This window comes from Pseudomonas sp. Pseusp49 (assembly GCF_059491875.1).
This window is the reverse complement of sequence record NZ_CP168514.1, coordinates 1,893,365-1,912,048: the sequence shown is the minus strand read 5'-3', so window position 1 is coordinate 1,912,048 and position 18,684 is coordinate 1,893,365. Positions and strand designations below refer to the sequence as shown.

The window sequence follows — 18,684 nt, the reverse complement described above, 5'->3', positions numbered from 1 at the left end:
AACGCGGCTTTTAAATACATGTAAAAATGATGCGGCGCTCACTAATTGACCAGTAGCGCAAACTAACCGAGGAGAATTCTATGCAAATTGCAGGTTTTGGAATTTATATTATTTTGGCACTACTTTGCGCTGTTCATGTGGTTCGTCATGGACAACCGCTTTACTGGCTCTGGATTCTTTTTGCTTTTCCGCTTTTGGGTAGTTTAGTGTATTTTCTCGGTGTTTACTTGCCGCACTCTAAACTCGAACGAGGTGTCATGCGGACGGTTTCGGCGACTGCCAAAGCCATAGATCCAACCAAATCGATCCGGCTCGCCAGGATGGAGCTCGACAGTTCGCCGACAGTCAAAAATCAGATGTGCCTTGCCGCTGCGCTACTTGAAAACGGAGGTGCCGCGGAAGCGGCCGAGCTCTATGTGAGTTGCCTCAAGGGCCCCTTCGCATCTGACCCGGATCTGCATATGGGCGCCGCCAATGCCCTAGTCGACAGTCAGCGCTATGAAGAGGCACAGACTCACCTAGATTACATGTTGGCTGAGCACCCTAATTACCGGTCGGCCGAAGCGTTGTTATTGTTAGCTCGATGCTATGCCGGTTCTGCACGTCCCACCGAAGCGCGACACACGTTTGAAGCTGCGCTAGCGAAATATGGCGGTTTCGCAGCGTATGCCGAATATAAAATATGGGCCTTAGAAATCGATGACTTATCGACCGCCGCTCGTCTCCAGCTCGAAATGAGCAAGCTCACCAACCGATGGAACGCAATGAATCGAGCGCTGAATAAACCGCTTTTGCGGCGCCTTAATGCCGCTCAAAGCGCGGCGCGCGCCAATACAAAGTAAATCCTTGGGCTCAAGCAGATTACGACTGATTTGATTATGCGTCAGGGACTAAAGCGGAAAAAATTTGCAAATTCATACTCGTCTTAAAGGCCGTGAAGCGACGACACGATAGTCTAGTCCCACTTTAAATTTGGATTAGTTTATTTTTCATTCCTTGAATATTTAATAGAGGGTGCATTATGCGGTTGACTGGAGAGCAATTACTCATACAGGACGATGCTGACTACATGAGCTCTAGTCAGCTGGAATATTTTAATGAGCTGTTGATCACCAAAGCCAGGACAATTACAGCACGTATCGAGTCTAACCACGATTTTTTGATGATCGAACGTCAGTCTGATGAAGTTGAGAAAGCGAGTATAGAAGCCAACCGCGCAACGGCGTTTTGCCTGAGTGAAATGGATAAAGAATTTTTAAATCGAATCCGAGTTGCATTGGACGCCATCGACAAGAATGATTATGGCTGGTGTATGGACACAGGAGAGCCTATTGGTATACAGCGATTGCTCGTGGTACCAGAATCTTTATTCTCCATTGACGCAATGCACGCCCGCGAGGCAAAAGCTCGACATCAGCGTTCTTCGCACTGAATTGAGGCGAGTGAACATATAGGTACAATTTTATAGTCGCGGTTTGTGGCGAATATTTTTAGATATGCAACCACGGAAGGTTGAATTGTAGTGGTCAACTAAAGCCGGACACGACGTTAAATTTTTCTCGACCTGAGCTGGTGCGAGCCCACCGTTGAATTGATGGGGGCGAATCCAGTTGTACCGATGCATCAAAAAATAGCTGATGTCGCGCTGGGCCTCTTGGGTCGTCCGGTAGCCTGTGGTCGGTATCCATTCGGTTTTCAAGCTGCGGAACACACGCTCCATCGGCGCATTGTCCCAGCAGTTTCCCCGGCGGCTCATGCTCTGGCGCATGCGATACCGCCATAGCCGCTGAAGAAATAAACGACTCGCATACTGGGCGCCGCGATCTGAGTGATGGACCTGCGGCTGCGTGGTTTCTCGCTGGCCAACCGTTTTTTGCAGCGCCTTAATCACTGAAACGGTATGCAGGCTTTCATACATCTGATAGACGACGATCTTGCGTGAGTACACATCGGTTACCAGGCTCACGTACGCTACACTGTCCTGCGTCGGCAGATAGGTTATGTCGGCCACCCAAACCTGCTCAAGTCCACTGGCCACGATTTGTCCCGGGCCTGCTTTGAACAGGCTAGGATGGCGACGAAAGCGGTGATGGCTATCCGTCGTCTTGCGATAAGCCCGTTTGCGCGGAACCAGCGCTCGTACCTCCCGCAGGATCGTGAACAGACGGTCCCGGCCTACGCCCAGCGGCGCTGGGGCCTCGTCGTTCATCAGGTAATGCCGTTTGCGGATTCCTAGTCGTGGCTGACGACGGCGCTTTTCCAGAACGAAGTCCACCACCGCTTTGTCATGGCGGACTCTGGCGTCAAACGTTCGATTGCGTTTGAAATACGCTTGGCGCGAAAGGCCCATGAACAGGCAAGAGCTGCTGATGCTCAGCTCTTGGGTTTGCCCTTGTGAGAGGATTTGCCGGGTCGCTTATTTTACGATGGAAACACCGTAGTCGCTTTTCAGAACGTTCACGACAGCTTCAAAGAACTGGGCCTTCTGGTTACTCAGCGCCAACTGTTCTTCAAGCTCTTTGATCCGATGCTTGGCTGTCAGCGGGAGGGTGGACTCGGCCATGGGCCTGCTCCTCGGCTCGCGAATGCATGCGCCTTGGCGCCAGTCCTGCCGGCCATGCTTGCGTAACCAAACCAGCACCGTGGACCGGCCTTGAATGGGTCAGTTTTCGGTCAGCGGCAACACTACGGACGGATGTGGGCTTCGCTAAGCAGGCATATGCGTCTGTCAGAGAAGGTGGTGCAGCGTTGATGAGGCTGGAGCACCTGATCGGATTTGGCCCATTGGACAAGATGAATGGCCCTAAAATTTTAATACTTGTCATATGTCTTGCTACAGCTCAATCGGGGATGATGTGGTTCTTCTGGAGCTTTAATTTCATTTAGACGCTTGGAGAAAAAAGTATTATCGCTTGAGCATTGTATCGCTTTCATAGTTCGACAAGTGGCTTCACCAAGAAATATAGGGGCTTTGCCGGCATTCTTGGTCAGTGGGTACGGTTGGACACGCAAGCTTAGCGGTTAACTAACGAATTATCCAAATCGATACCACTTCTTGGGTGGGATTAACTCAGACAGCAGTACTTGCCTTGCCTGGTTGTAAGGTCGTGCTGACAAATGCAGATGGAATAATTCGCGATTGCGGAATATTCGTTGCCGTTATTTCTTAAAACACGAAGCTCTTTATTTTTTATGGGTTCACGCCGTGATTCACGACTTTGCCAAAGCCAAGAGGCGAGAAATGGCCACAACATACTTCGATATCTAGAATGCTTATTATGTTAGTTCTACACATGAATCAATTCTACGAATCGGCGCGTCGACTGCAATGGTAGTGGACGCTCAGTGAAACATCTAACAATAGTTTAAATTACACATTAAACAAGGTGACGAATGGCAATCGCAGAAGATACTTTATATGTTTTCTTAAATGGTGCTTCAAATGGTGCTTTAATCGGCGCTTTAGGTGTCGTTATCATTTTGGCTATATATACAATGCTTAAATCGGCAAAGTCTTGCCCTAAATGCGAGGTTGATTTGCCAAAGGTCCAACTCCTTTCACCTGTGCGACGAAAAAAAGCTGGGATCCCTTGGGGTGGGGTGGTGTGTAAACATTGTCAGTGCGTAGTCGATGCCAGGGGGAATGAGGTGATGGGACAAAAAAGTTCGGATATAAAAAATGTCGACTAAATTAACAATGGGCGATGCCTCTCGTTTGTGCTGGGGAGCCATGTGGCGTACCGTGGTATACTCCACAATTATAATTATTGTTTCAGGACTATTTTTTACGACTATACTTTGGTTGATAGGTGCTTCAGGGAAGCAAGCTAATTATGTTGGTGTTATTATGGGGGTTACAGAGCCGTGGATTGCCTTATTTTTTGGTCTGAAGCATTCGGCGGAGAAGCTTCTTTTTCGTGTCATGGCGAATAACAAAGCTGACTAGCTAATTTTTATTATTTTCTGCCTCTTTATCGTGCAGGACCTGACTACGCAGGAAGGGTCCGCACGAAGAGACAAAAAACCATTGCAACCTCAGCCTATCCAATCTTTATGAGCTAAGTATTCATTATCAGCAAGGTGGCGGAAGCAAGCGATCTTTAGATTAGCAATACTATAAAATTAAGCGACGGATCGTTACAGCGTTAAACAAATGAGAAAGTCACCTCGGCAATAACCGCAGCGTAAAATTGCGGATGATCGTGCAGGCACCGCAGATGATACCAGCGCTTTAGCCGTGATTTCCGGAACGGCGGGCAGTGTTGTTGCCGCTGACCGAAAACTGACCCAGTGGCCATCAGGCGGTGGGCATCGATACTGAGCACCGATAGCCAGAGATCCAACAATCGCATCGCACAGGTCGCGCTTGTAGCCGTTATCGACGTCGATGCTGGCGCAAACTGTCGAGCTCTGCGCTGAGTTCTTCGGCTGACTTCTTGATTTCAGACACAGCCAGTCCTCGCTCACCGCTTGGCAGGCGGGTAGATGATGAATTGTTCATGGGATACAAGGCGCTAAGCGGGGTAGAGTAGTGTTGCCCCCCGGCCAGTTGTTTCAGATATGGAGCTGAAGGAACGCAACTGGTCCGGGTGGGCATCACTCAAGTTTTTTACTAGCAGTACATTTAGGCAAACCAAGCGAGGGCGATTATGGTGTCACCTTCCTCGAAGGCATCCTCGATGTCTGATCGAACATGCTCTAGCCGGATGAAGAACGCACGCTTGCCTTCTTCACGAAGCGCGCGGCCCACATGACGAATTTCCTGAGTTTTCCCTGAGCCTGCTTCAGACAGGATCATTACCCGATGGCGTACCAAGAGATCTTGCCATTGCAGCGGCTGGCTGTTGCACGTACGCCGGCCGAGCGCAGTGTTATCGTCATCCCCAGGATCAACTAGTAGTACCGCCAGCTGTCGCGCATGACCGGACTTTCTCCGTTGTCATGGACCACGTATTCAAAGCCCACGTCGCTCAATGGGCGCTAAACCTCTTGCTGCCGATCCTTTAAACGCCCGCGGATTCGTTATAGCGTGTAGCCATCCGGCGGTTCCTCCAACATGACTTTGATGTTAAGGTCTTCGGACATTCGGTGAATGACGCCGTGAGCTTTCGAAAGACAGGTTCCACCAGCAAAAATCAAACGTGTGACCACGTCAATCGACGCCGGTGCGGGATCGCCCTGCGACGATCCTTTTGGTACGCAGTGTTTACTACTTGGACTTGAGCTAAAACGCACAATGCGCCCGTGATGTGCTGATCTTTTCAACTACGGCAGCGGGCAAACTTCCCAACACCCTGCGGCGGCGGCATCTTCGATATCAGACCTAAGCTCTGAAATTAATTTCATAAGTTAAAGTGCTATTCCCTACCGTCACTTTCCGCGAAATGCGTCGACGTCCAGTGCTGACAGTCACTCCCATGGGAATTTGATTCGATCTGCCGCTGTTGTACTCCGAAACGAGCTCGGTTCCACTAGGATCTTGAGCTTGCGGAAAAGCTCCGCTGCGATCATTTCCAGCGTTCCTGCTGGGGTTGACTTACCCGTGAACTTGTTGATTCGGGTTTTAGCGTAGGCGCCCTTGCTCACCCGAGCAAGCGTTCCTTCTGCCACTAAGCGAACAAGCACTCGTCCGACCTGAGAGTCACTCCCCATCTTGGCAAAGTCTGAGCGCAAGACGATCACACTTGCTCGCTGCTTAATCGAGCGGTTCATGTGATCTTCGAGTTTCACACCTTACCTCCAACGTGAAGCTATACGTCACAAGGTGACTGTAGCCTCTGGGGGCCTTTTTTACCAATGTTTACAAGGGTTCCATGATAAAAAATGTGCATTGATGCGCTATTTTACCATCGTTGAAGGTGAGCGCAGGTATCCTCCAGGCCCACAATCTGGTTGGCGAAGAACGCACTGTCCTTCTGGCAGTGATTTGGGAGATCGAGATTGCAGATCCATACGCACTGGAACGCCCGCGGCGCTACAAGTTGTCTTGCCGATGAGTTGGGGTTCTTGGTTGGGGTTGGTACGTCCCCATAGTCGGCTATCTGAGAAGGTCGGTGGAAATCGATGCGACCCGATGTAGCATTCTCGATGACCGTTAGCGCGTAGCATTTACCTGTTCCCACGATCGACTGCTTCGATGGAAAGGTCATCAGTTGGTCGATTGGCACGTGCCCGGACGCCGGCCTTGTGAACACGATGTTGGATACCGCCATCAAAACAGTGGCCCGCAACAGCAAACGGCCTGTCGTTCACTTGGATCGAGGCGCTCACTTCCGCTGGCCCGGCTAGTTATCGCCCGTCGCTGATGCGAAGCTGATTCGTTCGATGTCGCGCAAGGGATACTCGCCTGACAACGTGGTTTGTGAAGGCTTCTTCGATCGGCTGAAACGGAACTGTTCTATCCTCGTAACTGGCAGTCAACGGGTATCGAGCAGTACATTCAGGCCCTGGATTTATACATTCGCAGGTAGAACGAGAAACGAATCAAGATTTCCCTGGGCGCTCTCAGCCCCATTGAGTATCGTTAGAGCGTGGATCTCGAGGCATAACCAGTCCAAGTTTTTTGCCGCCCCCCCTGGGTCAAAATCGCATCCGCGCCAACAGTTGGGCAAACGCTACTTCGTATCCGACCGCTTGCAATTTGCGAAGACTATCTATCGGCTCCCAGCGTCACCAAAATAATCATCCTTCGCGACCAGACCAAGATCATCAGTAAGATCCTGGCCGTCCTCGCTGAACAGATTTTGAGTTCGCCGCTCCTGCTTGAGGTAAGCCAACATCCGGAAGAAGCAATCCTCACACAGCTGCAGCTCATAGTGCTCCCCATCATGGGCAGTGCCATAGCCCCAGTATGCTTGTAAGGTGCCGAACTGAAGCCCTCCAGTATCCAAGCGGGTGGAGCAACCGCAGACATCACATACGACATCAATGACGGTCTCGACTTCGGCTCTTCCGGTTAATTTCATCGCTGGCTCCTGCAAGCGCCTCTAACTTTTGCTTTCAGCATACAGGTTCCAGGACGAGGCGCAGGGCTGGCCATTGTTGCATCTATCAGTTGAATCCACAGCTGCGCCTGCCTGCCGATAATGGGCATGAAATGTGGCAGTCAATTCCATGCACATGGTTGGTCAGGTCGAATGCAACAGGGGGGCGAGTCTGCACAATACCCCAACCACGCAAGGCGAGTTGGCGGAACGATTACGATTCTGTTGAAAAAGTCCGTTTTCTCAAACTGCCACAAGGTGGATAGATGAAAGCGTGTTGGCGCTGATGACAGCCCACAACCGGTCGACTCTGTTGAAAACAGTCGGCCATGGTTTCCACGGAGTACGAGCTTGAGATTGTAACTTTTGCTTTGAACAGAGGGTTCCGGGCTCAGATTTCACGTAGCGGCGCGCAAAAAAGCGTTTTTTATCGGTTAGTATGCAGGCAGTTTGGAAGGACCGACTTTTCAACAGAATCGGCCATTTCCGGCCAGTCGAGAAAGTCAGAAGCTCGCTTCTGTGGGCGTGGCCTCGCCATACCCTCATCAGGCTGGGCCTCCCCACTCAAGGGATTGAAGGACACGGCGAACTTGTTTAGCTCCTAGCTCCGTTTCGCAGAGCATGATCGGTGCAGTCCCACCGAGTGCTTTATTCGGTGTCGACATCCAATCTGTGGCAGTCACTTGCGTCTCAAATATCTCCTCGGCCAAGTGGCTGACCGTAGCAATCCTGTCCAAACGCTCGGAGGCGACAGGATCAAGGTTCTTTTGCCCTCGCCGTCGCCTTTTCAGCGTCGACATGGACGCATTGAGCAGCGTTTCCAAGTGGCGGTCTTGAAGGTCGAAGGCCAAACGAAAAGCCTGGATAAGGTCAGCGGGAAACCCCAGTTTGATTTGCTGCTGCCTCTCCGACTCCGTCAGCGACTTTCGATCGGAACTGAATCGCCAAAAGGTCGCGAGCCCCTCCTCTCGGGAGGCATCTTTCCTTGCTGCTGGATGTCGAGTCGCAGTTGAAGTGTTCATCCACACGCCCTCCACCGTAATTTTTCGTCAACTGAAATATGAGCTAACACCTGTCGAACCAGAACGGCCATTGAGCGTTGGTGCAATTGCGTGGCGCAGAAGGTCGATAAGGCAATGGAGTCCTTTCCCCTATGCTTATCAACAACCCCGGAGCAGCGGCTTGGGGCCGAGGATAAGTCGCCAATCCATTCAATCGATACTCGACCTCAGGAACGGCTCGGTCAGTCGGTCGACTCGTTGCTCGTCGAGCAGCCCTGCCCGCAATATCTCGTTTGCATGGGGATAGTGCCGTAACAGCTGACGGGCCTGGCGTCGAACGGACGCTGAGAGCGCGGGATCTTCTGCTAACTCCACTAAAAAGTCTCGAGTCTGAATCAGCGCGCGCGTGCGCTCGTTCGGCATCGTCATGGTGTCCTCCTCGTACGCACCGGGCACGATCCAGCCGCTCTCAGCTTGCTGGCTTCCGCCGCAGATTGTTGCTCGGTAAATCACCTACAGCCTACACCTAAACCACTACTGCCCATGGGGTCAATCGTTAGGATCCGCCCGTGAATCAGGCCCCTCTCCGCCTCGGCGTACCGCCACTCGAGCCTATAAGCGCTGAAATCGCTCTCAGGTTTGAGAATCTTACTTTCTCAAACCTGTTAAACCGGGGACTTCAAGCGCCGAATTGTCGTGTTGTACAGCTGTAATAACATGGTCTGTATCTCAGTACGAAATCGTCCGCCGCGTAGTCATTTTGACTCAGACATCCCGTCGCGGCGCCAGTCACCGAAAGGGGCGTCAGCGTCGACGTAACGCATAGCGCTGTGCACATCGCACCAGCCGACATACTCCATCAACGCTTTCGGGCTCCATTGATTGCGCATGGCCCAGGTCGCAAAACCGCGGCGCAACGAATGGCCGCTGTAGCGCTCGCCCGCGACGCCGCCGCGCGTCAGGGCCCGGCGCAACACCCGCGCCACGCTGTACGGGTGCAGGGCGGTTGGGGCCAGATGGCCCCAGCGGTCGACGCGGCAAAACACCGGTCCTGCCTGCAATTGACTGAGCGCCAGCCACTCCGCATACGCCTGCACCGGGCACAGGCGTTTTAACGCCGGCACGCTGACGGTGCGGCCCTGATGCTCACGGTCGGTTTTACTGCTGGACAGAAACAGGCTCAAGCCTTCGCCTGGGACCAACTGGTTGGTTTCAATCCGCAGGCGACACAAGTCGTCACTGCGAAACGCCCGCCAAAAGCCCAGCAACAGCAGGGCCCGGTCACGACTGGCGCGCAGGCGCACGGACATATCCGGTGACGCCCCCTCCAGCTGCAGCGCCGTCACGCACTGTTCCAGTTCGCGCAGCTGCAAGGGCTCGGCCTGGCGCACTGGCCGCGGATGCAAGGCCTGTATGCCGCGCAACACGTCGCGCACTTGCGGGGCTTTGGTCGGGTCGGCAAATCCATGACTGAGGTGCCAGCGCGCCAGGGCGGCCAGGTGGCCGCGCAAGGAGCTGATGGACAGGGACTCGGCGTGCTCGGCTAGGTAACGCACGATGCTGTCACTGGACGCCGGGAGAAAACCACCCCAGCCGGTCTCGTAATGCGCCAGGGCCTGCTGGTAGCGCCGTGTCGTGCTTTCCCGTCTTGCCGCTTGCAGATAACGCTCTGCGGCCGTGCTCATACCCATACCCTCCTCACCAGACTTGTCCCGGCTTGGACTGAACCTTCTGCCGCTCACGGTTTGAAACCAAGCAGGTCATCCGCTATGCGCCATACTGCATAACATCCAGGAATCCCACAGGAGCTCCTGACATGGCCCGTGGCGGTATCAACAAAGCCCTGGTGCACGCCGCGCGTGACGCCCTGTTGGCCCGTGGGCTGCACCCCAGTATCGACCTGGTACGGGTCGAGCTGGGCAACACCGGTTCGAAGAGCACGATCCAGCGCTACCTGAAGGAACTCAACCACGTCACGGATGACACGTTGCCACCGACAGTCGATGACGAAGTGCTCGCGTTTGTGGTGAGTCTAGCCGAGCGCCTGACCCAGAATGCGCAGAAGGCCGTCGCAGAGGAACGTAGCCAACTCGACCAGCAACAGTTGAGTTATACCCGGGAGTGCGTGCGGCTACGCGAACGCTTTGAACAAGCACTGGCCACCATCACCCACATGACGGAAGAGTTGGAGGCGCAGCGTCAGTGCGAACGCCAACTGCGCGAGCAGTTACAAGACAGTGAAAGTGATCGCCAGGGACTGCGACAAGTGGTGGCGGGCCAGAAACAACTACTTGAAGAACGCGCCAGTCAGTTGCAGTCACTGGAAGGCAAACATCAACATGCTCGAGAAGCGCTCGAGCACTATCGACAGGCACAACTGACTCAGCGCGGACAGGAGATGCGTCGGCATGACGAGCAAACCCAGCAGTTTCGCCAGGAACTGCGGTCCCTGCAGAACGCGCAACTGGCCAAACAGGAAGAGTTGGTCACTGTGTACCGCGAGCAAGAACGCTTGCTCAATGAACACCGGGCGCAGCAGGAGCAACTTCGACAACAAACCAAGACTGTTCGTGACAGTCAGCACGCCAATGACATGGTGAATACGCAACTGCAACAGTTGTGTTGAGGCCTATGCCGAATTGACCCACGTGCCGATGCAAGACTGCCCCAGCTTAGAATCGACGACCCACTGCACAGGCAATGTTTTTCGTGGGATCCGACTGGGTCAGTGACATCTCGGCAACTGGGTCAATTCGGCGTCAGCGCCAACATACACGTCGTAATGGCAACCTACCAGTCTTCAGTTGAGGAGCAAAACACGGGGGCAAAGGTACCTATCCCTAATTTTTTCGCTTGCTCTTCAATTCGGCCAGCCTGGAGCACATCATGTTTAGTGGGAAAGTGACGCAATAGGAAGTGAGCGTTTTGTCTAATCCGTTCGGGCACTTCTGTGTCGCGAGCAAGTTCCGTCAGGAAAGCATGAGTTTGTGCGACGGACCTGCTCCGTTCAAATGGCATCGTCATTTAAGCCTCCACGCGTTGAGGTCATCAGTCCAATACAGGGCGACCAGATTCGGTCACCTATAGTCGCTCTATAATTCCCTATAAACCTGCGTTGTAAGCGTCTGCCTGTAGCGGTCTAACGGGCAGATCAGAAACGCGTGTTCGAAAGGCAGCTTCAAAGCTCAAGCTTCCTGGTCTTACCCGTCTCTATCCTTTCGAGCAGCATCGACAGTACTTCGGCGGCAGCCCCCATCAGCATGAACTCCTTCGGTTCACCCATTGCAACGTCGACCTTGTTCACATGAACAACCGAAGCTCCAGACGCCAACGCAAGATCGGGAAGGCCTGCGGCAGGCATGACGATCCCGGAGGTGCCGACTGAGACCAGCAGGTCGCAATCTTTCACCAGCTGCACCGCAGTTTTCCAAGCCTGGGGTGGTAAATCCTCTCCGTACCAGACCACTGCAGGACGCATCTTGCCGTTACAACGCTGACACCTAGGAGGTTCGATCAGAGCGCCGTCATCCGGCAGTTTTGATTGTTCGAGTGACACAACCGCAGGCCGATGGCAGGCGAAGCACTTGGGTATTGCCAAACTGCCATGCAAATGCACCACATTTAACGAGCCGGCTCGCTCATGGAGGTCGTCTATATTCTGGGTGACAACAGACACTTGGCGTTGTGAGTTAGCCATGCGCGGTATTGCACGATGTGCGGCATTGGGCTCTGCTTGAGCGACGCGGAGGCGCCGCCACAGATACCATCCCCACACCAATGCGGGGTTCTCCCGAAAAGCCTTGGCCGTCTCCAAATCCCTTGGATCGTATCCTGCCCAGATTCCAGACAGTTTTTCGCGGTACGTAGGAATGCCGCTATCGGCGGAGATGCCAGCGCCGGTGAAAAAGACCACCTTCCTGGCCTTTTGCAGTGCGTCTACAGCTTGCTCTATGGCCGTCATGCTACCCCTCCCAGCCTCCGTTGCTTGCCACAAGCAGCAACTGCCAGCTAATTCCATCGAAGACCGCCACGCCCTGCTACGCTTGTCCCTTCACGGAGGAAACACCATGCCCACCTCAGACCTGCTGCCGTCCCTGTTGTCCAAGCTCACTGAAAACCAACTCGCCCTGGAAGCAGCCATCGTAGAACTTTCAAACTGAGTAGAGCAGCGTGGTGCAGTTGAAGTCGCGGACAACGTCCGCGGCGCCCTGGTGGCGATCGACCGAAATGAAGAATTCATCAAGATGCCCCTCGCGGTAATGATGACGCCGGAGTGAAGATCGAGCGAGTTGTGTCCCACGAAACGCCACAACGAGGGAGTGTTTCCCCCCCTTCATCACAGCCGGAGACGAGTGGGCATCGTCTGTCGATCCGCTTTTTTCACGTCAGGACTGCTGGCTTACGGTTTGCGACGACGAGTGTCGCCAGGCGGGAGATCCGTACCTACTCCCGCCAGCGGGCCGGGTGGCTCCTGGCTTTCATCGCGATGGCGCAGGTTATTGATCAGCCGCTCATCGAGTGCGCCAAACTCCAAAGTCGTTTCTTCCGCCTCTGGCTCAAGGTCCTCGGCATCTGAGACCAAGTAGCCAGGGCTGAGCAAATAATGCGAAAGCAGTTTGTGCTGGGGATATCGATTCTCAAAATGCTTTAACAACCCATTGAAAATTTCTTCCCCGGCCGGCGTTGCGGCCACCCGCCGTATCACGAACTCGGCAATGGCCAGGCGCACCTCGACCTCACTCGCGTTGAGCGGAAGCTCCTCTGCGGTTTCTTCAAACCATTGGTAACTACCGTATCTCAGAGGCTGATCAGACATCTTCGGATACCCGCCGCGAGTGGAGCGCCGTGATGAGCAGGACCGTACACCCACGTCCGGCCAATCGTTATCAGGTGGCCGTCATTAGAACAATGCGGCAGCGAAGTCCAACATACTTCAAGCAGCAGGCCAGTGAAACCACCGGAATCCTGTGTACGCCTGCGGGTGGGTCGCGGCCGTCCATACGGCAACTAGCGCAGGATGACCACGTCAAAGACCGTCGCCAGCGTGGACGCTCCGGCCAGGAACCTCCGTAACCATACAAACATCGAGGCCTCCTTTGGGTCTGGTCCAGCTCGAAGCTTGACCACCTCCACGCATGACGCAATCGGCTGCCCCTTCAGCGCGAAGCCGGGATTACACGACGAGGAACGGCCACTCCAGACGGCACGAAAAAACCGTGAGGGTGTGCGGCTTCAGCACCCGTCGATCGCCTATTCACTGCGCGGCGGAGAGACAGCGGCATACTTTTGCAAGGTGTCGTATTATTGTATGTAACTAAGCACCTGCCGATATTGGAGTATTAAACGTCCAATCAGCATCAAAACTTCTTAGAAGTTAACCCTAGGTTATAAGTGATGCCGTCACGGAGGCAAATTTGGGCGAGGGTCTACACCAGGAATAATCGCTAGTGACCCGTCAAATGATACCGAATTCTCGCCTAGTTTCCCGACAAACGGTTATCACCTTGGGTAACATTCAATTATCCCGTGTTAATAAGCTCCACAAACAAGCGTTCGATCAGGGACTTTGTACACTGTAATTACATGCAACGTAATACAGGGCGAAAAAGTAGGGGATCACATGGCTCGCGAAGGCATCAACAAGCAATTGGTGCAACAAGCCAAAACGGCGCTGCTGGCCCAAGGCCAGCGCCCGACCATCGACGCGGTACGCATCGCGCTGGGCAATACCGGATCCAAAACCACGATTTCCCACTACCTCAAAGAACTCGAAGAAAAACCCAAGCCCACGCTTGAGCGTCTCAGCGAGCCGCTGGCGCAACTGGTTTTGGGTTTGAGCGAACATCTGCAAGCCGAAAACGAGGAGCAATTGACTAGGGCTCAAGCGCAACTTTCCCTGGATAAAACCCAGCTGGAATCACAGCTGCAAAGAACGCAGAAACATTCGGAAGAACAGCAACACCACATGGAAAATTTGGAGGCACGCCTGCTCAACGAGCAAAAACAACGACAAGAAGCTACGGCCAAAGTTACCCAACAGACTTCCGACTTAGCTCTCGCACAACAACGTATTGAAGAATTAACCAGACAGCTGCAGGAACGACACACGCAGATCGCGATACTTAACAATGAACGGCAGTATGCCGATGAAATTTTTAAACAGTTTCGTCAAGTCCGCCAGGAGGAACACGACACCCTGTTACGGCAACACGCTCAACAAGTGACCCAGCTTTCTGAAGAACTACACCACAATTTCGAGAAACTCTCGATTACGCAAAAAGAGCTGATTGCGTTGCATCGCGAGAATGCGCGACTCCTGCAGCAACTCAGCACTTGGCAAAATTTAATAAATGAGCAATAGCCGCGGCCTGCCTCTAACTGCAGTTCAAGCAACTTGGCAAGCTGGCTAAACCACCAGTGAAGTTGGGTAATTTTCATTCGAGTATGTTCCGGCCATTGCTGAAGTTATTCAGCAGACGCGCAACCGACAGCCCCCCTGTAGCGCAATGCCTCTTGGTCATGACGATCTCTTCCCCGGGAACGTGCCCTTCCCCTCAGGGCTTTACTTTCAAGAGATAGCGACTGCATCGACATAGGGATGGCCTCATAGCCGCCTAGTCACCGCCGGAAAATGAGACGAACCAGGTTGGGTTCAAAAGTCGAGCCGCATTGACCTGCATCTCACCCTGCATCGAGGCCCTTTCAACCCGTGCCCATCACTCACCCCCGAAGTGTCAACACTTAGGAGTTCGAGGGGGTACGTATCAAAACCATGTCAATTTACCGGCAAAAATTAGATATTGTCCAGACTATCGGCATAACTAACTGTATTAGTGCCATTATTTTATTCGTCGCTTATAGAGATCGATAAAGGATACAGGCGTAAAATCATATGTACCAAGTCGATTTCACGTCTTTGAGTGGCTCAACTGATCGATCACTAAAAGGCCTGATAATCCGAAGCTCAATAAATATCGAGCTCGTCTTCGGCGGAAAAAGGTTATTACTACATGGCAGGTCGGATATAGCCGCAAGCACTAATGCCCTTGTGGACATACAAAGCGCCTCGACCAATAAAAACTCCGATCTATATGCCATCCGTTGTCGCCGGGGTGGCGCCGTCAGAACATTAGAGGAGTGTCGCAAGATGATCATCACCTCCAAGGAAATGAACCTCGACGATGGGCCCGCGCGGCAATCCTCACGGCCACGGCGTCAACACTTCATCGTGGACTTTCCGTCCCTCAAAAATGGCCATTCGATAGAGTGCGACTCGGTACTGGAATCGGCCTACTGCATTTGGTTAGAGCACGCGCCACAAGTGGTGAGGTACCACACGCAACCGCACACCTTTACCTGGATCGACGAAGGCCAGCGCTATCGCTACACCCCGGATTTCCTCGTCGTGCTGACGCATGGGGATAGCTATTTCACTGAGGTCAAACTTGATTTCACCAAGCAGAAACCGAGTCGACTGACCAAGCTGGACAGCTTCCATGCACTCTGCCTTCAGGAGGGCTGGACCTTTAAGCGCCGCGACCAGCAGCGCATTACCGGATCCACCAAGTTTCATACCCTGCAAGCGCTTTACAGCCGGTCAAGGCCATACAACGAGCAGCGGCAGATGTATTTTTATCATTATCTGCAGCGGCGTGATTGGCCGACGACGCTGCGCGATTTGATGCAGGATAACGCCGCACCGGACATCGAGACGATCTGTTACAACCTGTTCACCGGACGATTAATCGCGGACTTGACCCAACGCCTGACTTTGGACCTTGTGGTCGATTGGAAACCGGCTCATGCGTGAGCAACCGAAAGTACCTACAGTGGGCAGCCAATACATCGTCAATGGTCGAACGATGGGGGTCATTCACGTAGATGAGGAGTTGATCACGCTCAGGGATCTGGAAAGAACGCACGCTCTCTCTCTGACCGTCGAAGCAATGATGTCCGAGGTGTCTCATCAACGCATTGTGCCATTTGCCCGTTCGCCCGGTGCGGGCTCCAAAGCGCTGGCTTTTCTCAACCCACAAGATCCACACGTTATTGCAGCCCAACGTAAATTTCGCTATGTCGATGCCGCACATAAGGAACTGGGTGGCTCACTACCTGTAAAAGCTGCAGAAGCACTGATCAAAAAGCTCAGTCTTGAAATGGATGACCCCGACCCGCCCTGTTACAACTCCTTATACAAATGGTCCACGCACTACAAAAATCACAACTGCGATCGTTTCTGCTTACTGAAGGAGAAAAGTTTCGTACCGCGTGGTAAACGCCTGGATCCGGAGGTCGAAGCCATTATTCAGGAAATCATTGATCAAGAGTATGTAAATAAAACGCCGCCCACCAGACCTAAAACTATACATCGTTTTATCAATGGCCAAATCACCTTGATTAATCGCCTTCGTAGCGGCTACTCGATTTTTTTGCTAAAGACGCCCTCACTCTCCACAGTCCAGCGGAGGATTCGAAAACTGTGCCAACTAACGAGCGATCAAGCGCGATATGGCGCAGATTACGTAAAGAAAAAACACCATTCAAGCAAACTGAGCGACGAACCTCTTGAGTTGCTGGATCTGGCCGAAATAGACTCCCACCACTTCGACATGTCCATCATTGATAAAGATGGGAATCTCTTAGGGGCAATTCTCTGGTGGTCCGTCATTTTTGAGATTAAAACTCGAAATGTAATCGGCTGGGAACTTTCAGCAACATACCCTTGCGCAGAAAAAACTATTCGCGCATTAAAAAAAGCACTCGTGGCAGTACCTGGAGAAGAATATCGCCGCGGCAAACCAATCTATCTGACCAGCGACAACGGTTCCGAGTTCAAAAATGAGACTATTCGGTATTTATTGGACCGCCTGAATATCCAATATGACCGAGGTCCGCCCGAAACTCCGAATGCGCGAGCGCGCATCGAGCGTTTTTTTGAAACGTTTGAGCTATGGCTTCATGAACAAGCGGGAACCACCAAAACTACTTCTGACGAGGGTGAATTCTACGACTCCGAAGGCGAAGCAGCCTTTACCGAGGCGAGTATGAATCAGCATGTAGAAACCTGGATAGAAGAAGTCTACCACCAGAAGAAGCACAGCGTATTGAACATGCCCCCTGCTGTTGCATGGGAACGGGCGGGGAAAAATCGTCTGCCACCGGAAAAATTTACCGAAGAAGATCTTGATATATTATGCAGAGTCGTTAAAGAATCATGTATCAGTGTTGCCGGGCGCGTGCATTTTTTATGCTTAAGTTGGTACGGTGCAGGCCTGCAAGAGATTCGATCTAAACTAAAAAAAGGACAAAAGGCGATATGCTATTTAAATCCATTAGATTTGGGTGAAATATGGGTCGCTCATCCAAACAGCACACATACACCGGAGCGCGCCTATGCCACTAATCCCGCATATCAGAACGGTCTAACCCTGACAGAGCATGATTTGTTGCATAAACAATACTTGGTCGATGGCAGCAAATTCGACGACAGCGAGGCCGATGTCGCTTTACTGCGGCTAAGACAGCAAATGGCCAAGGAGTACGAGGATTCTCGACAGCTGCGCATAAATGCGAAGACTAAAAAAAATACAAACACGAAAAGCTCTGACGGGGGTAATCAATCTAAAATTGTTGTGGCAAAAGAAATGCCGCTTAAAAATAATCACATTCCCACCTTTGAGGTAAAAAAGCTATGAACAACTCCGCTAATAGTATTCCTGTAAATGAAGCCCTGGTGGAACTTTCTAACTGTACGGTATTATACCCAGATTATCAGGAGGCTATGCGATTAATTGGTAAAAGCGTTGATACCACCCACAACCGTAAAGACCCTTCATCCGCGATGCTAATAGGTCCTACTGGCGTTGGTAAAACCAGGCTCTGCCGTATGATCGAAAAACAATTTGGGCCTACCCATACGATACAATGTGCTGATTGCAAGAAAACAATAGCTCCCTGCATTTATATCGAACTCCCAGAGTCTGCCACCATAAAAAGTTTGTCTATGGTCATAGCGAAAACTCTCGGTGGGAGCCCCAACGATCATCAAAGCATCACTGCTTTAGAAACCCTGATTTTAGAGAGATTTATTACAATGGAGGTGAAATTTGTAATCTTGGACGATTTCCACCACGTGGCTGAAAAGGGACTAGATAAGACAAAGAGCTCATTATGCAACTGGATCATAAAACTCCTAAATGAATCAGGTATACCATTTTTAATTTCTGGGTCACCTGCTGCAGAAGCCACTATCAACACAGTGCAAGAATTAAGTGATCGTTTCCCCTATCGCGCTCGATTGAAACCTCTACCAATGGCTGAAGAGTCTTCAACCCCCGCGCTGATGGGTGTGCTTGCCGGCTTACAACAGGAAATCATCAGGCTAGGACAGTTGGAAAGTTATATTCATTTAACAGACCCTAAACCCTACAAGGCCATTTACCTCGCCACGCGCGGAAACTTTAGAAAGCTGAGTAACTTACTCCATGATAGCTTTCGAATAGCCCTGATCAGGGGAGACCACACCCTTACCATCGACGACTTTGCGGAGGCTGCCGCCGATCTGGCATTTTGCTGTTGCCCCAATTATTTTCGGATGACGTCTAAGCAGCTTACTAGATCCTTAAAAGCTCAATCAGATAAATTGAAACAGACAAAATGAACACTCTTTGTTACGTAGGTATTCCACAAAAGTGGGAGAG

The 18,684-nt window shown here is 52.2% G+C and carries 19 protein-coding genes and 3 pseudogenes; 11 read left to right on the top strand and 11 right to left on the bottom strand.

Features of this window, described 5'->3' with window-relative positions:
- Positions 1 to 80: 80 nt before the first annotated feature.
- A complete protein-coding gene (locus tag ACEN83_RS08640) occupies positions 81 to 842 on the top strand; it encodes a tetratricopeptide repeat protein (protein ID WP_495580007.1) in 762 nt (253 codons plus the stop codon).
- 179 nt (positions 843 to 1,021) lie between these two features.
- On the top strand, positions 1,022 to 1,432 hold the full coding sequence (locus ACEN83_RS08635) for a TraR/DksA family transcriptional regulator (RefSeq protein ID WP_495580006.1): 411 nt from the start codon (positions 1,022 to 1,024) through the stop codon (positions 1,430 to 1,432).
- A 94-nt stretch (positions 1,433 to 1,526) separates the two neighbouring features.
- On the opposite strand, the pseudogene ACEN83_RS08630 reads toward ACEN83_RS08635, so the two are convergent.
- Positions 1,527 to 2,659: pseudogene (locus tag ACEN83_RS08630) on the bottom strand (IS3 family transposase).
- Between the two features lie 734 nt (positions 2,660 to 3,393).
- Between ACEN83_RS08630 and ACEN83_RS08625 the strand changes: the two are divergent.
- Positions 3,394 to 3,690, top strand: coding sequence for a hypothetical protein (locus ACEN83_RS08625; RefSeq protein WP_495580005.1), 297 nt, complete (start codon positions 3,394 to 3,396; stop codon positions 3,688 to 3,690).
- A complete protein-coding gene (locus ACEN83_RS08620) occupies positions 3,680 to 3,946 on the top strand; it encodes a hypothetical protein (protein WP_495580004.1) in 267 nt (88 codons plus the stop codon). The genes ACEN83_RS08625 and ACEN83_RS08620 overlap by 11 nt, the downstream gene beginning before the upstream one ends.
- Positions 3,947 to 4,624: 678 nt before the next feature.
- On the opposite strand, the gene ACEN83_RS08615 is transcribed toward ACEN83_RS08620, so the two are convergent.
- The 3 genes from ACEN83_RS08615 to ACEN83_RS08605 all read right to left on the bottom strand — a co-directional run bounded on the left by ACEN83_RS08615 (position 4,625) and on the right by ACEN83_RS08605 (position 5,730).
- On the bottom strand, positions 4,625 to 4,798 hold the full coding sequence (locus tag ACEN83_RS08615) for a hypothetical protein (protein WP_495580003.1): 174 nt from the start codon (positions 4,796 to 4,798) through the stop codon (positions 4,625 to 4,627).
- A gap of 224 nt (positions 4,799 to 5,022) precedes the next feature.
- On the bottom strand, positions 5,023 to 5,151 hold the full coding sequence (locus ACEN83_RS08610) for a nucleotidyl transferase AbiEii/AbiGii toxin family protein (protein ID WP_495580002.1): 129 nt from the start codon (positions 5,149 to 5,151) through the stop codon (positions 5,023 to 5,025).
- A gap of 258 nt (positions 5,152 to 5,409) precedes the next feature.
- Complete coding sequence (locus ACEN83_RS08605) at positions 5,410 to 5,730, bottom strand: DUF6088 family protein (RefSeq protein ID WP_495580001.1); 321 nt, start codon at positions 5,728 to 5,730, stop codon at positions 5,410 to 5,412.
- Between the two features lie 387 nt (positions 5,731 to 6,117).
- Between ACEN83_RS08605 and ACEN83_RS08600 the strand changes: the two are divergent.
- Positions 6,118 to 6,467: pseudogene (locus ACEN83_RS08600) on the top strand (transposase family protein); the annotation flags it as partial.
- A gap of 186 nt (positions 6,468 to 6,653) precedes the next feature.
- On the opposite strand, the gene ACEN83_RS08595 reads toward ACEN83_RS08600, so the two are convergent.
- The 4 genes from ACEN83_RS08595 to ACEN83_RS08580 all read right to left on the bottom strand — a co-directional run bounded on the left by ACEN83_RS08595 (position 6,654) and on the right by ACEN83_RS08580 (position 9,669).
- On the bottom strand, positions 6,654 to 6,965 hold the full coding sequence (locus ACEN83_RS08595) for a hypothetical protein (RefSeq protein WP_495580000.1): 312 nt from the start codon (positions 6,963 to 6,965) through the stop codon (positions 6,654 to 6,656).
- 563 nt (positions 6,966 to 7,528) lie between these two features.
- Positions 7,529 to 8,005 carry an Xre family toxin-antitoxin system antitoxin gene (locus ACEN83_RS08590; protein ID WP_495579999.1) on the bottom strand — a complete coding sequence of 159 codons (477 nt, stop codon included), beginning with the start codon at positions 8,003 to 8,005 and terminating at the stop codon, positions 7,529 to 7,531.
- 189 nt (positions 8,006 to 8,194) lie between these two features.
- Positions 8,195 to 8,413, bottom strand: a complete 219-nt coding sequence (locus ACEN83_RS08585; RefSeq protein WP_495579998.1) for a BPSL0761 family protein — start codon at positions 8,411 to 8,413, stop codon at positions 8,195 to 8,197.
- A gap of 326 nt (positions 8,414 to 8,739) precedes the next feature.
- Positions 8,740 to 9,669, bottom strand: coding sequence for a site-specific integrase (locus tag ACEN83_RS08580; RefSeq protein ID WP_495579997.1), 930 nt, complete (start codon positions 9,667 to 9,669; stop codon positions 8,740 to 8,742).
- A 131-nt stretch (positions 9,670 to 9,800) separates the two neighbouring features.
- On the opposite strand from ACEN83_RS08580, the gene ACEN83_RS08575 reads away from it, so the two are divergent.
- Positions 9,801 to 10,610, top strand: a complete 810-nt coding sequence (locus tag ACEN83_RS08575; RefSeq protein WP_495579996.1) for a DNA-binding protein — start codon at positions 9,801 to 9,803, stop codon at positions 10,608 to 10,610.
- Positions 10,611 to 10,774: 164 nt separating this feature from the next.
- Here the strand turns inward: ACEN83_RS08575 and ACEN83_RS08570 are convergent, their stop codons facing one another.
- Together ACEN83_RS08570 and ACEN83_RS08565 are read right to left on the bottom strand one after the other, a co-directional pair.
- Positions 10,775 to 11,002, bottom strand: coding sequence for a BPSL0761 family protein (locus tag ACEN83_RS08570; protein WP_495580855.1), 228 nt, complete (start codon positions 11,000 to 11,002; stop codon positions 10,775 to 10,777).
- Positions 11,003 to 11,162: 160 nt separating this feature from the next.
- On the bottom strand, positions 11,163 to 11,945 hold the full coding sequence (locus ACEN83_RS08565; protein ID WP_495579995.1) for an SIR2 family NAD-dependent protein deacylase: 783 nt from the start codon (positions 11,943 to 11,945) through the stop codon (positions 11,163 to 11,165).
- 106 nt (positions 11,946 to 12,051) lie between these two features.
- On the opposite strand from ACEN83_RS08565, the pseudogene ACEN83_RS08560 reads away from it, so the two are divergent.
- Positions 12,052 to 12,261, top strand: a pseudogene (locus ACEN83_RS08560) (hypothetical protein).
- 122 nt (positions 12,262 to 12,383) lie between these two features.
- Here ACEN83_RS08560 and ACEN83_RS08555 read toward each other — a convergent pair.
- On the bottom strand, positions 12,384 to 12,800 hold the full coding sequence (locus ACEN83_RS08555) for a hypothetical protein (protein WP_495579994.1): 417 nt from the start codon (positions 12,798 to 12,800) through the stop codon (positions 12,384 to 12,386).
- Positions 12,801 to 13,604: 804 nt separating this feature from the next.
- Between ACEN83_RS08555 and ACEN83_RS08550 the strand changes: the two genes are divergently transcribed.
- The 4 genes from ACEN83_RS08550 to ACEN83_RS08535 all read left to right on the top strand — a co-directional run bounded on the left by ACEN83_RS08550 (position 13,605) and on the right by ACEN83_RS08535 (position 18,644).
- Entirely contained in the window at positions 13,605 to 14,345 is a 741-nt protein-coding gene (locus ACEN83_RS08550) for a DNA-binding protein (RefSeq protein WP_495579993.1), read from the top strand.
- A 786-nt stretch (positions 14,346 to 15,131) separates the two neighbouring features.
- Entirely contained in the window at positions 15,132 to 15,794 is a 663-nt protein-coding gene (locus tag ACEN83_RS08545) for a TnsA endonuclease N-terminal domain-containing protein (protein WP_495579992.1), read from the top strand.
- Positions 15,787 to 17,679, top strand: coding sequence for a TnsB C-terminal domain-containing protein (locus tag ACEN83_RS08540; RefSeq protein ID WP_495579991.1), 1,893 nt, complete (start codon positions 15,787 to 15,789; stop codon positions 17,677 to 17,679). The genes ACEN83_RS08545 and ACEN83_RS08540 overlap by 8 nt, the downstream gene beginning before the upstream one ends.
- On the top strand, positions 17,676 to 18,644 hold the full coding sequence (locus ACEN83_RS08535; RefSeq protein WP_495579990.1) for a TniB family NTP-binding protein: 969 nt from the start codon (positions 17,676 to 17,678) through the stop codon (positions 18,642 to 18,644). Before ACEN83_RS08540 ends, ACEN83_RS08535 begins: the two co-directional genes overlap by 4 nt.
- Positions 18,645 to 18,684 lie beyond the last annotated feature (40 nt).

Coding starts and splice junctions, on each gene's coding strand:
- ACEN83_RS08620 (WP_495580004.1), top strand. CDS start 3,680: ATGTCGACTAAATTAACAATGGGCGATGCCTCTCGTTTGTGCTGGGGA.
- ACEN83_RS08585 (WP_495579998.1), bottom strand. CDS start 8,413: ATGACGATGCCGAACGAGCGCACGCGCGCGCTGATTCAGACTCGAGAC.
- ACEN83_RS08640 (WP_495580007.1), top strand. CDS start 81: ATGCAAATTGCAGGTTTTGGAATTTATATTATTTTGGCACTACTTTGC.
- ACEN83_RS08575 (WP_495579996.1), top strand. CDS start 9,801: ATGGCCCGTGGCGGTATCAACAAAGCCCTGGTGCACGCCGCGCGTGAC.
- ACEN83_RS08555 (WP_495579994.1), bottom strand. CDS start 12,800: ATGTCTGATCAGCCTCTGAGATACGGTAGTTACCAATGGTTTGAAGAA.
- ACEN83_RS08590 (WP_495579999.1), bottom strand. CDS start 8,005: ATGAACACTTCAACTGCGACTCGACATCCAGCAGCAAGGAAAGATGCC.
- ACEN83_RS08545 (WP_495579992.1), top strand. CDS start 15,132: ATGATCATCACCTCCAAGGAAATGAACCTCGACGATGGGCCCGCGCGG.
- ACEN83_RS08550 (WP_495579993.1), top strand. CDS start 13,605: ATGGCTCGCGAAGGCATCAACAAGCAATTGGTGCAACAAGCCAAAACG.
- ACEN83_RS08580 (WP_495579997.1), bottom strand. CDS start 9,669: ATGAGCACGGCCGCAGAGCGTTATCTGCAAGCGGCAAGACGGGAAAGC.
- ACEN83_RS08570 (WP_495580855.1), bottom strand. CDS start 11,002: ATGCCATTTGAACGGAGCAGGTCCGTCGCACAAACTCATGCTTTCCTG.
- ACEN83_RS08540 (WP_495579991.1), top strand. CDS start 15,787: ATGCGTGAGCAACCGAAAGTACCTACAGTGGGCAGCCAATACATCGTC.
- ACEN83_RS08565 (WP_495579995.1), bottom strand. CDS start 11,945: ATGACGGCCATAGAGCAAGCTGTAGACGCACTGCAAAAGGCCAGGAAG.
- ACEN83_RS08595 (WP_495580000.1), bottom strand. CDS start 6,965: ATGAAATTAACCGGAAGAGCCGAAGTCGAGACCGTCATTGATGTCGTA.
- ACEN83_RS08535 (WP_495579990.1), top strand. CDS start 17,676: ATGAACAACTCCGCTAATAGTATTCCTGTAAATGAAGCCCTGGTGGAA.
- ACEN83_RS08615 (WP_495580003.1), bottom strand. CDS start 4,798: ATGATCCTGTCTGAAGCAGGCTCAGGGAAAACTCAGGAAATTCGTCAT.
- ACEN83_RS08625 (WP_495580005.1), top strand. CDS start 3,394: ATGGCAATCGCAGAAGATACTTTATATGTTTTCTTAAATGGTGCTTCA.
- ACEN83_RS08635 (WP_495580006.1), top strand. CDS start 1,022: ATGCGGTTGACTGGAGAGCAATTACTCATACAGGACGATGCTGACTAC.